Raw genomic sequence first — 13,683 nt, 5'->3', positions numbered from 1 at the left:
AGGCAACGGTCTTGTGCCTGTCTTGGAAGAGCGGCGGATGTGGGGAGCGAGAGCGCCAGCGGCAAGGTGGCGATCGGGGCAGGCGGCGTTCGCATGCCTGCCCCATGCCTGCCCCATGCCTGCCCCATCCCCGCACCGCGACGCTTTGCACCGCGAACGGCAAACCTTTCCCGCCGCTGCCGCAATTCCTCAATAAAACAACGCCGTGTCGTAACCATACAATTCGGCGACAGTGCGAGGTGCTATGGCGCGCAGCGATCGAACCATTGGACGCCGCACCCGTGACCGAACTGCCCGAACCAGACCTGCGCAAAGGAGCGGCACACCGCGCGCCGCTGGCGGCGAATCTGTTCCACGGGCCCGCCACCGAGGCGGCGGCGACGCGGCCGGCGATCCCGCTGATCGAGCGCGATCATTTCACCGAGCATTTCGCCATCGACTTTGCCGCGGCGCTTAACCGCCACAGCTGATCCCCGATTTTCCGGTTCAAAGCCCATCCCCTGCCGCCCGGCGCGGCGGGGAGTATTGTCGTGCGTGATGACAGCGCGTGACAGCAAACGTCATCCTGCAACACAATCGTCTTGATTGAAACGATAAATGATAATTTCTGAAACTAAACAACTGTACAGTAATATTAGTTGTTCCGGTTTAATACTTGTAGTCAAAACGAATCGTTTACATCAGGTTAAAGCAGGTCCAATTGGCGCCCGGGTTCGCGACAACTATACGACACCCCAGTTCCCAGGAGATTATCGCATGGTTCGCACCGCACGTTTCGCGGCGATGGCGCTTGCCTTCGCCCCTTTCGCTTTCGTTGCATCTGCCCAGGCCAAGGCTGACGCCGCCGCCTCTGACGCGCAGACGCTCGAGGTTCGCTACGACGACCTCAACCTCACCACCAACCGCGGGATCGCACTGCTCGACGCGCGCATCGCGCGGGCTGCCAACGAAGTCTGCGGCAGCGCCGACATCCGCGACATCACCGCCAGCCGCATCGTGCGCGCCTGCAAGCGCAACGCGATCAGCGGCACCGCCGATGCGCGCAGCCTTGCCATCGCGGCGAGCGACACGCGGCTCGCGATGCGTTCGCGCTGAGCGACAGCACGCGGGAAATGCGCAAGGGCTCGCCCGGCGGAGAGGCCGGGCGGGCCCTTCGCTTTTTCACCGGGCCACCGGTACCGGGTGATCAGTTCAGGGAAGCGCGAGCGCCTGCACGCCGGGTTCGCCGAGCCAGCGCGCGGCAACGCCCCAGACGCGGGCGATCAGATCGGGCGTGAGGACATCGGCCGGGGCACCTTGCGCAGCGAGCCGGCCTTCATGAAGCACGACGACGCGATCGGCGTGGTTCATCGCCAGCGCCAGATCGTGCAGCACGAGCACGACGCCGCGCCCTTCCCCCGCCAGCGCGCGGAAGCGGGCGAGCAGGGCCTGCTGGTGCGCGAGATCGAGCGCGGCGAGCGGTTCGTCGGCAAGGACCCAGTCGGGCTGCCCCGCCAGCACGCGGGCGAGCAGGGCGCGGGCGCGCTCTCCGCCCGATAGCCGCGCCACGGGGCGATCGGCGAGGGTTTCGAGATCGAGCTGGTGGAGCGCGGCGGCGATGGCGGCGGCATCGGCTTGCACGCCCGCATCGTGCGGCAGGCGGCCGAGCCCGACCAGCGTGCGCACCGAGACGTTCCACGCGACGTCGCCCGATTGGGGAAGGTAACCGATGCGCTGCGCCCGCAGACGTGGGGGGAGCGTGCGCAACGCATCGGGCCCTAAGCTGACTGCACCGGGGATCAGCCCGGCCAACGCGGCCAGCAGGGTGGACTTGCCGGCGCCATTGGGGCCGACGATGGCGGTAACGGTGCCGGGATCGAGCGTGAGCGACACGTCCGAAAGGCGACCGGGAATGGAAAGGCTGCGGGCGGCGAGCGTCATGCGACGTCCCTGCGCAGGCGCAGCAGCAGGTGCAGGAAGAACGGTGCTCCGCCAAGGCTGAGCGCGATGCCGAGCCGCAGCTCTCCGCCGGGCAGCGGCACCACGCGGCACAGGCAATCGGCCAAGAGGAGCAGCAGCGCGCCGGCCAGCGCGCTCGGCAGCAGCAGTGCGGACGGGCGGTGATCGGTAAACGGGCGGACGAGGTGCGGCACGATCAGGCCGACGAAGCCGATGATCCCGGCGACCGCGACGCCTGCGCCCACCAGCGCGCCCACGCCCGCCACCATCAGCCATTGCAGCCGCACCGGATCCACCCCGAGCGAACGCGCGGCCTCTTCCCCCAGCGTCAGCGCATCGAGGCCGCGCCCGGTGCGCGACAGGATGGCAAGGCCCGCCAGCGTGAACGGGGCGGCGATGGCAACGTCGCTCCAGCCGCGATCGGCGAGCGCGCCCATCAGCCAGGTGACGATTTCGGACAGCGCAAAAGGATTGGGCGAAAGGCTGATGGCGAGGCTGGTGAGCGCGCCGGCAAGGCTTGCGATCATCATGCCCGCCAGCGTGAACAGGGCGAGGCCCGCGGTGCGCCCGGCGATCAGCGCGAGAAGCGCCATGGCGAGCGCGCCTCCGACAAGCGCGAAGGCGGGGAGCGCATAGGGCTGGACGGCATAGCCGGTGTAGAACGAGAGCACCGCGCCCAGCGCCGCCATCGGCGCGACGCCGAACAGGCCGGGATCAGCGAGCGGATTGCGCAGGTAGCCCTGCATCGCCGCGCCGCTTGCGCCGAGACCGCCTCCGACCAGCAGCGCCAGCACCGCGCGCGGGGCGCGCAGCTCCATCAGGATCGGCACGGCATTGCGCACCGGAGGGCCGAACGGATCGATCCACACCTGGCCTGCGAGCAGCGACAGCGGCAGCGCGATCAGCAGCAGGGCCGAGAGGACGAGGACCGGGCGGGTCATCGTGCGGTGCCTTTCGCCATTACCCCTCCACCGCCTGCGGCGGTCCCCCTCCCCCGTCGGGGGAGGATCTGGTGGCGTACCTCGGCAAGGCGCTGGGCGGCGCGGATCACGGTGGGGCCGCCGCAATAGAGCAGGTTGGGCGCGAAGGCGGCGCGGGTTGTGCCGGTAAGCGCGCGCAAGGCGGGATGGGCGAGCGCGCGGTCTTGGTCGGCGGCGGCGCGATCGCCGGCATCGGCCACCAGGATCACGCGCGGCGGATCGGCCAGCATGCGTTCGAGCGGCAGGCGATCGGCCTGGCCCAGCCCGCGCAGTGCGCTGAAATTGGTGTAGCCGGTGCGGACCAGCAGATCGGACACCAGCGTCCCCTGCCCCGGCACGATGCCGCCCGGCTCCCACACCACGGCGGGGATCGGCGGCGCGCCCGGCGGCGGCGCGGCGGCGGCGAGCACGGCGTCCATCCGCGCGACGAGCGCTTCACCGCGATCGGGATGGCCGACGAGGCCGGCAAGACGGCGGACTTGCGCGCGCGCGTCCTCGACCGTGGCGGCAAGGTCGACCGTCTCCAGCTTCAGGCCGAGACGGGCGTAGGCGCTGGCGGTGGCGGGCGCGATGAAACGGCCGTCGATGACGAGATCGGGGCGCAGCGCGAGCACTTCCTCGACCGTGCCATGGGTGCTGGGCAGCCGCTGCGCCAGCGCGAGGTCCATGCTGGTGGAACGCGGATCGCGGCTCCACGCCGACAGCGCGAGGATCTGGTTGCGGTCGGCGACTTCGGCAAGGATGGCATCGGCGCAAGGGTTGAGGCTCACGACCGTGGGGTGGACGCGCGGCGCGGGCGGCGCATCCGCCCGGCTCGCCGGGATGCACCCGGCAAGCAGCAGCGGCGCGCAACCCGCTAGAGCGCGCGCCGCCGTTTCGAGGCAAGCCGCCTTAATAGCGCACCCGCACGCCCGCGAACGCGGCGCGGCCCCAGGTGTTGTAATCGGCCACGGTGGGGACATAGGCATCGAACAGGTTTTCCACCCGGCCATAGAGTTCGAGGCTGGGCAGGATCGCGTAGGAGGCGCGCAGGTCGGTGATCATGCCGCCTTCAAGCTTCGTCGCATTGGCGCGATCGTTGAAGCTTTCCGAACGGAAGCGCAAGTCGGCGCCCAGCGACAGGCCTGTGAGCGGGGTCTTCCAGTCGATCGAGCCGGTGACCGTGGCGAACGGCCGGCGCGGCAGGTCCTTGTCGTAAGTGAACGTGCCCTTGCTGCGATCGCGGGCGCGCAGGAAGGTGGCGTTCATGCCCACGGCAAGGTTGGCCGAGGGCTTGGCCGACCATTCAAGCTCGACGCCTTCGGCACGGGCGCGGCTTGCGTTGTAATAGATGCCGCCAAAGCCGAACCCCGCGATGTTCGCCGCGTCGCACGCGGGCGTGGACACGCCATAGCACGAGAAGAATTCGATCAGGTTGCGCGTGTCACGCCGGAAAACACTGATCGCGGCGAAGACACGATCGCGGCTGCCCCATTCGAGGCCGGCGTCGTAGCTGCGGCTGCGTTCGGGGCGCAGCGGATCGATGCCGAGCGACTGGTAGGCAACGTTGCCGTAAGTGGGATCGTAGAGTTCGAACAGCGTCGGCGCGCGGAAGCCTTCGCCATAGCTGGCGCGCAGGCGCAGGTTCGCCGCCAGACGGACGCTGGCGTTGGCGCCGAAGGTCCAGGCATCGCCGTACTGGTTGTGATCGTCGTAGCGCAGGCCGGCGGCGAGTTCCGCCCGGTCGCCGTACCAGCCGAGCAGGGCGTGGACCGAGTTGAGGCGGCTGCGCGGGCTGGCGGACCCTTCGCGCGGCAGGGTCTGGCGTTCGCTGTCCGCGCCGAAATCGAGCGCGAAGTGTTCGGGCAGGCGCAGGCGGCCGGTCAGCTCGGCGCGCTGGCTGCGGCCGGCATAGCCGTATTCGAGGATATCGCCCGCCCCGCCATCGTAGGTATCGCGGCGGGTGTCGGAAAAGGCATAGCCAGCATCGAGATCGAGCAAGGTCGAACGGTAGCGCAGGCCGCCGCGCGCGGTGAACTGGCGGGTGATCTGGTATTCCAGCGTATCGCCGAAGGTGTAGAGCGGCGGGGCATAGCCGTCCATGTCGCTGTGGCTGCGGGCATAGCGCGCGGTGGCGACGACGCTGAGCCCGGGGACCACTTCGAAGCGGCCGGTGCCGCCCACGCGCCACTGTTCGTAGCCCTCGGCCTCGGTCCCGCTGCGCGCGGCGGAGACGCCGTCGGTGCGGTCATACCCGCCGTTGAGCGTCAGCGCGCCGCGCGCGTTCGAGATGCCGGCGACGGCGTTGCCCGAAAAGCTGGCGTGGGTACCGCCTTCGGCATTGGCTTCGACGCCGTTCAGTTCGCGCGAGGTGACGGCAAGCACGCCGCCGATCGCTTCGGAGCCCCAGATCACCGAGTTCGACCCGCGCAGCAGCTCGACCGAGCCGAGGCCGCCCGTTTGCAGAGTGGCGAAATCGTTGGCGCCCTTGGGCGAGGACACGTCGTTCAGGCGCACGCCATCGACGAGGACGAGGACGTGTTCGGAATTGGCGCCGCGCACGAACAGGCTGGTCTGGCTGCCGGGGCCGCCGGTGCGGGCGAAGGCGACGCCGGGCAGGTGTTCGACCACGCGGACCAGATCGGGGCCCTGAAGCCGCTGCAGGTCTTCGGCCGTAAGAACGCCAATGGCCTGGCCGGTCTGGTCGATGGCGGTTTCGCTGCCGGTGGCCAAGACAGTGATGGGAACGGTGATGGGTGCCGCTTCCTCTTCGGCGCGGGCAACCTGCGCAGTGAGCGCGAGCGCGCACGAGAGGGCGATGAACGACGAACGCATGATATTTCCCCCGGCCCATGAACGACACGATTGCCGTCCATGGCGGGGACCGGTGCGGGGCCAAATGGCGCGCCGGTTCCTCGCATGCGCCCGGTACACCCCGCCCGGCCGCGGAACGACCGCACACCGGCAGGTTTCCTGGCTCGTCCGGGTCATCGCGATATCCGCCCGCCTTCCCGGCAAGAGCCAGTGGCACAGGGACGGATCGCTCGCCGGACACAGTTGCGGGGGCAGCTTCGGTCCACCTTGTGCAGACAAGGCGTCGCGAATTCCCTCTTAGCCCCGTCTCCGGGGCACCGATGGCGTCGGTGGCGCCGGTAGCGGGCTTTGCCCCTGCGGGCAAGAGGAAGGGAAAACGCCGATGGAGGGCGGCTCGCACCGTCTGCGGCCGTCGAGCGCGGCGCTGTTTGTTGAGCGTACAACGGCGCGATGATACGAACGTTTGCCTTGCTGTGGGGAGCGAGTCGCATGGAAGGTGGAGGCGCCAGCGGGGGCGAGCCCGTCTTTTCGCAATTCGCGAGCAGTTCCGTGCACCCTGGTGGAGGCGCTGGCAGCGAGCGACAGGACCAGCCGCCGCTCGAGGCCGACCTGAGGCGGGACGCGCTCGATGCAACGCCCGATTGCGTGAAGTTCCTGTCCCCCGACGGCCGCGTGATGCACATGAACCGCGCCGGGTGCGACGCGCTGGGCGTTTCCCCCGCGAACGGGTTCGGCATGCCCTGGCTTGGCCTGCTGCCCGAGGACGTGCGCCCGCTTGGCGAAGAAGCGCTGCGCCGGGCCGCGCAGGGAGAGAACGCGCGCTTCCTGGGCCGCAGCGAAACCGGCGTCGGCGCGGTCCACTGGGACAATCTGCTGACCCCGCTGTCCGACAGCGAAGGGCGGGTGATCTCGATCATGTGCGTATCGCGCGATACGACCGCGCAGAACCGGCTGGAACGCGGGCTGGAGGAAGCGGCCACCCGCGACAAGCTGCTGGCGCGCGAGATGCAGCACCGCATCAAGAACGTGTTTTCGGTGTTTGCGGGCCTTATCCAGCTGGCCGAACGACAGGCCGATCTGAGCGGCGACCCGAAGTCTGCCACGACGATCCTGCGCGAGAAGCTGGCGGCGCTTGGACGGGCGAGCGATGCCGCGTTCGCCGAGGAGCCGATCGACCCGAGCGCGCTGGGCAGCGTCGATCTGGAAACCCTGGTGAGGTCGGTGCTGCTTCCTTATGGCGAGCGCTGCCAGATCGACGGACCGCGCACGGTGATCGCGCAGCAGCTGATTTCGGTCTTTGCGCTGGTGCTGCACGAGCTTGCGACCAATTCGGTCAAGTACGGCGGGTTGAAGCTGCGCGAAGGCAACGTGGTGGTTTCTTGGGAGCGCGGTGAAGATGCGCTGCAGTTCGTGTGGACCGAGCGCGGCGGCCCGGAAATCCTCTCTTCCCCCGCAGGCCTGGGATTCGGCAGCCAGATGACCGACCGGCTGGTCCGGTCGATCGGTGGCAGGATCGAACGCAACTGGCACCCCGAAGGGCTGGTGGTCGAACTGACCGTGCCCGATCTGTTGGCCCCCGCCAAAGAGAGCTGATGCCCCTGTCGGCGTGAGGGCGACGTCGGCGGTCGATGCGCTGAGAGCCGACACTGGGCACGACGCGCTGCCTTGGACGCATTGCCTTAACCCGGCGGCAAGCAAGCGTGCCGTATCGGGACAGCGTGACCTGGCGATGCAGCCAGACGCGCACGCTTGCGTTATGGAGCGCGACGAGCCCGGAGATCCTTGGCGGTACCCTGACCATTCTGCCCTAGCTATTCTGCCCTAGCCATGACCAACGCCCCTTGCCCCTGACGATTGCCTATCGACCGGTGATCCTGCCGAGCCCGCTGGCGGCGGAGAGCGGGCGCGCGTCCGCGGCCGAGGGGCCGAAGGCTGAGCCACGGTCGATCGCACTGGCGATCGCGCTGCCGACCGAGCTGCGGCCGCGCGACTTTGCCGCGCGCATCCGGCAGAAGGACATGATTTCGGTGCGGCGCGCGCTGCGGCGGCCTTCGATGCTGCGCCAGCGGCTGGCCGGGATCGCGGCGATCGGGCTGGGCGCGGCGGTGCTGGGCAGCGTCGGCTGGGGCGATCCGCGCGGCGTGCAGCGCGCGGCGGCGCAAGGCGGCGCCCTGCAGCCTTTCGAGCAGCCGGGCGAGAGCTTTCCCGGCTCTGCCTTCTACTATGTCGCGCCCGAGGATTCGGGGCTGCTTTCGCCCGACAGCGCCGAGGCGGCCTGGTCCGCGCGGCGCGACGACGAGGACGCGCCGCGCATCGGTCCGGCAGGGCGCCCGGTGTTTGCGCAAGGGACCAGCGAGGACCGCTGGCGCGCGCAGCAGTGCCTGACCGCGGCGATCTATTACGAGGCGGCGAGCGAACCGGACGGCGGGCAGCGCGCGGTGGCGCAGGTGATCCTGAACCGCGTGGCGCACCCTGCCTTCCCCAAGACGGTGTGCGGCGTGGTCTACCAGGGTTCGGAACGGCCCGGCTGCCAGTTCAGCTTCGCCTGCGACGGATCGCTGGCCAGAAAGCCGGTGGCGCAGTTCTGGGACCGCGCGCGACGCGTGGCGGCCGATGCACTGGCCGGCTACGTCTATGCCCCGGTGGGCCTCGCCACGCATTACCACACCTGGGCGGTGCACCCTTCGTGGGCGGACAAGCTGACCTTCATCGGCGCGATCGGGGCACACCGCTTCTATCGCTGGGCGGGCGGCGCCGGGCAGGCGCGGGCATTCAGCGCGGTCTATACCGGCGGCGAGCCGGTGGCGGCCCCGCATCCGCGCACCTGGGCGCCGACCAGCGCAGACATCGCCGATCCGGTGGCGCTGGAGCGCGCGTTCGAGGAAGGGCGGCTGGCCGCGCTGCGCCAGCAGGCGGCAACTCCCGCGCCGGTGGCGGCCACGGCATCGTTCGGCCAGCAGCCACTGCCGCACGCAAGCGCCCCGGCCTATGCTCCCGAGGTGGAGCAGCGCGGCGGCGATGCGGTGTACAAGGGCAACGACCTGCCGCAGGGCGGCGCGGTCAATCCGGCCTATGAAAACGCGGGCAAGTGGATCGCCAAGCCGGGCGCGTGATCGCCGGCCGACACGCTTCGTCGTGCGTGAAGGGCGAGACGAGAGGTTATCGCTTCCTTTACCGTGAGGGCCAACCGAGTGTTCATGCGGCCGGGGCTAACAGCAGCGGCAAGGAAGACGCCGTTGCCTGCGCAAGCGGGTCGGCGATGAAGGTTGGAGACCGTTCGATGCTGCGCTTTGCCCCCCGCTACGGGATGATCTCGCCCTGCCTCGTCCGTCCCAGCCGCAACCCGCGCCGCCGCGCCATCGAACGCGCGGTCAACGACAACGCCCCGCAGCAGGACGGCGCGCTGTTCGATGCCGACGGGGTGCTGGCCGCCGCCCTGCGTCTGTTCGCCGCACACGGGATTTGCGCCGCCGAGCGGGCATGCGAAGCCGCCGAGATCGCCAAGGCGACGGGCGATGCCGAAGGCGTGGTGTGGTGGATCGAGGTGTGCCGCGCGCTGGACCGCCGCATGGCGCGCGAAGCATCGCGCAAGCTGGCCCGGGCGCGCTGAGCGCAAGCTTCGCCGCAGCTTCCCCCGGCCGGCTTCGACTTTGGTCGCAGGCCGCTTGTTGCTATTGCGAACTGTTATCGAAAAAACCCGGAAATCAGGGATTTTTGCGGGTTGCTTTCGCGTGCGAGCGGGCCTAGGGCGCCTGCCAGCCGTCCGAACCTTCCCGTCATGCGGGGCGCGGGAGGTCCCTAACAGGGCGGTGGCCTGACCTGTTGTCCCGCATGTTTCGGGAAAGGACCGAAAAGCTCATGGCACGCAAGAAGATTGCCCTGATCGGCGCCGGCAACATCGGCGGTACGCTGGCTCACCTCGCCGCCCAGAAGGAACTTGGCGACATCGTCCTGTTCGACGTCGTCGAAGGCGTGCCGCAGGGCAAGGCGCTCGACCTGTCGCAGTGCGGCCCGATCGAAGGCTTCGACGCCAAGATCACCGGATCGAACGATTACGCCGACATCGCGGGCGCGGACGTCATCATCGTCACCGCCGGCGTTGCCCGCAAGCCCGGCATGAGCCGCGACGACCTGCTCGGCATCAACCTGAAGGTGATGAAGGCGGTCGGCGAAGGCATCAAGGCCAACGCCCCCGACGCTTTCGTGATCTGCATCACCAACCCGCTCGACGCGATGGTCTGGGCGCTGCGCGAATTCTCAGGGCTTCCCCACAACAAGGTCGTCGGCATGGCCGGCGTGCTCGATTCGGCGCGCTTCAGCCACTTCATCGCCGATGAATTCAACGTTTCGGTCAAGGACGTGAACACGTTCGTGCTGGGCGGCCACGGCGACACCATGGTTCCGGTGACGCGCTATTCGACCGTCAACGGCATCCCCGTTCCCGACCTCGTCAAGATGGGCCTGTCGACGCAGGAGCGCATCGACGCGATCGTGCAGCGCACCCGTTCGGGCGGCGGCGAAATCGTCGCGCTGCTCAAGACCGGTTCGGCGTTCTATGCCCCGGCCACCTCGGGCATCGCGATGGCCGAAGCCTACCTCAACGACCAGAAGCGCATCCTGCCCTGCGCCGCCTATGTCGAAGGCCAGTACGGCGTTGACGGGCTTTATGTCGGCGTGCCGGTGCAGATCGGCGCCGGCGGCGTGGAAAAGGTGATCGAGATCGAGCTGGACGAAGCCGACAAGGCCGGCCTCAAGGTTTCGGTCGACGCGGTCAAGGAACTGCTCGTGGCGTGCAAGGGCATCGACCCCTCGCTCGCCTGATCCGGCGGGTGCGCCGGGGCGGCAGGGCACATCGCCCGCTCCCCGGCGCGCCGTCGTACAGGCGCGCAGTCGTATTTCCGGCCGGCCCGGCAGGTAATCCCCGCTCCGGCATACTACATAGAGGCCCGCTCGGCAGGCCTTTGCACCAAAGCCCTATGGCGCGTGTTCGCACCGGGGCGAATGGTTGACGAAAATAGGGCGGAACGCTTCGCCCGCAGGAAAGTACCTCGTGCGGCGCGCAGCCCTTGCGCACCGCGCAAGATCCGAAGCCCCACCCTCCCCGGGGGCACCAGGAGTGACAGATGGGTCAGGAAGTTCACGAGTTCGACGTCGATCCCTTCCAGGAAGGTCCGCAAGCCGGCCCTTCGTGGGCTTCGAAGCGCTGGCCGATCATGGATGCCGCCGCCGGCGACGACCTGACCCAGGCGCTCGACCCGATGGCGCTCAAGCTCGAAATCGCCAAGGCCGCCAAGAAGGGCGGCGCCGCGCCCGCGCTGGACGAAGCCGCGCTGGAAAAGGCCGCGAACGATTCGATCCGCGCGATGCTGCTGGTGCGCACCTATCGCGTGCGCGGCCACCTTGCCGCCGATCTCGACCCGCTGGGCCTTGCCCGCCAGGACCTTCCCGCCGACCTTTCGCTGGCGTTCCACGGCTTCCTGCCCGCCGACCTTGACCGCAAGGTGTTCATGGGCGGCGTGCTCGGGCTGGAATGGGCGACCATTCGCGAAGTCGAAGCGATCCTGCGCAAGAACTACTGCGGCAAGGTCGGTTTCGAATACATGCACATCGCCGACGTGGAGGAGCGCCGCTTCATCCAGGACCGCATCGAAGGCGGCGACAAGTCGATCGACTTCACCCCCAACGGCAAGAAGGCGATCCTGGCCGCCGTGGTGCGCGGCGAACAGTACGAGAAGTTCCTCGGCAAGAAGTACGTCGGCACCAAGCGGTTCGGCCTCGACGGCGGTGAATCGATGATCCCGGCGCTGGAAGCCGTGATCAAGTACGGCGGCCAGCTGGGCGTGCGCGAGATCATCTACGGCATGGCGCACCGCGGCCGCCTGAACGTGCTCGCCAACGTGCTGGCCAAGCCCTACCGCGTGATCTTCCACGAATTCTCGGGCGGCACCGCCAACCCCGAGGACGTCGGCGGTTCGGGTGACGTGAAGTACCACCTGGGCACCTCCACCGACCGCGAGTTCGACGGGATCAAGGTTCACATGAGCCTGCAGCCCAACCCCAGCCACCTCGAAACGGTGGACCCGGTGGTGCTGGGCAAGGCCCGCGCGCAGCAGGCTTTCCGCGACGACCTGGGCGAAGGCAAGCACAAGCAGGTGCTGCCCGTGCTGATCCACGGCGACGCGGCGTTTGCGGGCCAAGGCATCGTCTGGGAATGCTTCGGCTTTTCGGGCGTGAAGGGCTACAACACCGGCGGGTGCCTGCACTTCGTCATCAACAACCAGATCGGCTTCACCACCAGCCCGCAGTTCAGCCGCGGCTCGCCCTATCCCTCGGACGTGGCCAAGGGCGTGCAGGCGCCGATCATCCACGTGAACGGCGACGATCCCGAAGCGGTGACCTTCGCCTGCAAGCTGGCCATCGACTATCGCCAGAAGTTCGGCCGCGACATCGTGGTCGACATGTGGTGCTACCGCCGGTTCGGCCACAACGAGGGCGACGAGCCGGGCTTCACCCAGCCGCTGATGTACGCCAAGATCCGCCAGCATCCGGCGGTTTCGGCGCTCTATGCGGAGCGGCTGATCGCACAAGGGGTGATCGATGGCGCCACCAAGGGCGAGATCGAGGACCACTTCACCGCCACGCTCGAGACCGAGTTCGAGGCGGCCAAGAGCTACAAGGCGAACGAGGCCGACTGGTTCGGCGGCCGCTGGTCGGGGCTGAACAAGCCCGCCGACCCGGTGACCGCGCGCCGCAACGTTTCGACCGGCATCGACGCCAAGCTGTTCGACAGCCTGGGCCGCGTGCTGACCACCGTTCCCGAAGGCCTGACCATCCACAAGACGCTGGGCCGCGTGATCGACGCCAAGCGCGAGATGTTCACCAGCGGCGTGGGCTTCGACTGGGCGACGGGCGAGGCGCTGGCCTATGGCAGCCTGGTGACCGAAGGGTTCAACGTGCGCCTGTCTGGCCAGGATTCGGGCCGCGGCACGTTCAGCCAGCGCCATTCGGTGTGGGTCGACCAGACCGACGAGCACAAGTACGTGCCGCTCGCCACGCTGCCGCACGGCCGCTTCGAGGTGCATGACAGCCCGCTGTCGGAATACGGCGTGCTCGGCTTCGAATACGGCTACGCCAGCGCCGACCCCAAGACGCTGGTGCTGTGGGAAGCGCAGTTCGGCGACTTCGCCAACGGCGCGCAGATCATGATCGACCAGTACATCGCCTCTTCGGAATCGAAGTGGCTGCGTGCCAACGGGCTCGTCATGCTGCTGCCGCACGGGTACGAAGGCCAGGGTCCGGAGCACTCGTCGGCCCGCCTGGAACGCTACCTCCAGCTCTGCGCCGAAGACAACATGCAGGTGTGCAACATCACCACGCCGGCCAACTACTTCCACGTGCTGCGCCGGCAGATGCACCGCCCGTTCCGCAAGCCGCTGATCATCATGACGCCCAAGAGCCTGCTGCGCCACCCGCTGGCGAAGTCGGTGCGCGAGGACTTTATCGGCGAAGGCCACTTCATGCGCATCCTGTCCGACACCAATGGTGCGGCGGACAAGGAGACGCGCAAGGTGGTCCTGTGTTCGGGCAAGGTCGCCTACGACCTGATCGAGGCGCGCGATGCGGCGGAAGCCAAGGACGTGCAGATCATCCGCCTCGAACAGCTCTACCCCTTCCCCGGCGAACCGCTTGCGCTGCGTTTTTCGCGCATGCCCAACCTGGAAGAAGTGGTGTGGTGCCAGGAAGAGCCCAAGAACAACGGTTCGTGGTTCTTCGTCGAGCCGCTGATCGAGGAATCGCTCAAGGCCGCCAAGGCCAAGGTCGCGCGCGCCCGCTATGCCGGTCGTTCGGCTTCGGCCTCGCCCGCGACCGGCCTCGCCAAGCGGCACGCCGCCGAGCAGGCCGCGCTGGTGGCCGATGCGCTTTCGCTTTCGGTGCGTGGCGAAATCCGCCGCAAGCAGAAGGGCTGAGCCGC

The 13,683-nt window shown here is 68.5% G+C and carries 11 protein-coding genes and 1 riboswitch; of the genes, 7 read left to right on the top strand and 4 right to left on the bottom strand.

The annotated features are described in order from the left end of the window. Nucleotides 1-281 precede the first annotated feature (281 nt). Both HHL27_RS05630 and HHL27_RS05625 read left to right on the top strand, forming a co-directional pair. Nucleotides 282-470, top strand: coding sequence for a hypothetical protein (locus HHL27_RS05630; protein ID WP_169492405.1), 189 nt, complete (start codon nt 282-284; stop codon nt 468-470). A 286-nt stretch (nt 471-756) separates the two neighbouring features. After that, entirely contained in the window at nt 757-1,095 is a 339-nt protein-coding gene (locus HHL27_RS05625) for a UrcA family protein (RefSeq protein ID WP_169492404.1), read from the top strand. A gap of 96 nt (nt 1,096-1,191) precedes the next feature. Here HHL27_RS05625 and HHL27_RS05620 read toward each other — a convergent pair whose 3' ends face one another. The 4 genes from HHL27_RS05620 to HHL27_RS05605 all read right to left on the bottom strand — a co-directional run bounded on the left by HHL27_RS05620 (nt 1,192) and on the right by HHL27_RS05605 (nt 5,732). Beyond that, nucleotides 1,192-1,920, bottom strand: coding sequence for an ABC transporter ATP-binding protein (locus HHL27_RS05620; RefSeq protein ID WP_169492403.1), 729 nt, complete (start codon nt 1,918-1,920; stop codon nt 1,192-1,194). Next, the gene (locus tag HHL27_RS05615) at nt 1,917-2,879 is read right to left on the bottom strand and encodes a FecCD family ABC transporter permease (protein WP_169492402.1); all 963 of its coding nucleotides are present in this window, start codon (nt 2,877-2,879) and stop codon (nt 1,917-1,919) included. The genes HHL27_RS05620 and HHL27_RS05615 overlap by 4 nt, the downstream gene beginning before the upstream one ends. Next, nucleotides 2,876-3,688 carry an ABC transporter substrate-binding protein gene (locus HHL27_RS05610; RefSeq protein WP_338114829.1) on the bottom strand — a complete coding sequence of 271 codons (813 nt, stop codon included), beginning with the start codon at nt 3,686-3,688 and terminating at the stop codon, nt 2,876-2,878. The genes HHL27_RS05615 and HHL27_RS05610 overlap by 4 nt, the downstream gene beginning before the upstream one ends. Before the next feature lie 121 nt (nt 3,689-3,809). Continuing rightward, nucleotides 3,810-5,732, bottom strand: a complete 1,923-nt coding sequence (locus HHL27_RS05605; protein ID WP_169492401.1) for a TonB-dependent receptor plug domain-containing protein — start codon at nt 5,730-5,732, stop codon at nt 3,810-3,812. Nucleotides 5,733-5,856: 124 nt separating this feature from the next. After that, nucleotides 5,857-6,034, bottom strand: a riboswitch (cobalamin riboswitch). Nucleotides 6,035-6,200: 166 nt separating this feature from the next. Here HHL27_RS05605 and HHL27_RS05600 point away from each other — a divergent pair. The 5 genes from HHL27_RS05600 to HHL27_RS05580 all read left to right on the top strand — a co-directional run bounded on the left by HHL27_RS05600 (nt 6,201) and on the right by HHL27_RS05580 (nt 13,678). Further along, nucleotides 6,201-7,304 carry a PAS domain-containing protein gene (locus HHL27_RS05600; protein WP_169492400.1) on the top strand — a complete coding sequence of 368 codons (1,104 nt, stop codon included), beginning with the start codon at nt 6,201-6,203 and terminating at the stop codon, nt 7,302-7,304. A 248-nt stretch (nt 7,305-7,552) separates the two neighbouring features. Then, complete coding sequence (locus tag HHL27_RS05595; protein ID WP_240959406.1) at nt 7,553-8,824, top strand: cell wall hydrolase; 1,272 nt, start codon at nt 7,553-7,555, stop codon at nt 8,822-8,824. A 146-nt stretch (nt 8,825-8,970) separates the two neighbouring features. Next, on the top strand, nt 8,971-9,321 hold the full coding sequence (locus HHL27_RS05590; RefSeq protein ID WP_240959404.1) for a hypothetical protein: 351 nt from the start codon (nt 8,971-8,973) through the stop codon (nt 9,319-9,321). Between the two features lie 248 nt (nt 9,322-9,569). Further along, nucleotides 9,570-10,532 (top strand): malate dehydrogenase, encoded by a 963-nt coding sequence (gene mdh, locus HHL27_RS05585; RefSeq protein WP_169492398.1) that lies wholly within the window; start codon nt 9,570-9,572, stop codon nt 10,530-10,532. Between the two features lie 302 nt (nt 10,533-10,834). Next, a complete protein-coding gene (locus HHL27_RS05580; protein ID WP_169492397.1) occupies nt 10,835-13,678 on the top strand; it encodes a 2-oxoglutarate dehydrogenase E1 component in 2,844 nt (947 codons plus the stop codon). Nucleotides 13,679-13,683 lie beyond the last annotated feature (5 nt).

It is taken from the genome of Novosphingobium olei (genome assembly GCF_012927405.1).
Taxonomy (GTDB): domain Bacteria; phylum Pseudomonadota; class Alphaproteobacteria; order Sphingomonadales; family Sphingomonadaceae; genus Novosphingobium; species Novosphingobium olei.
The sequence above is the reverse complement of the archived record's forward strand: the minus strand, read 5'-3'. Positions and strand labels throughout refer to the sequence as shown.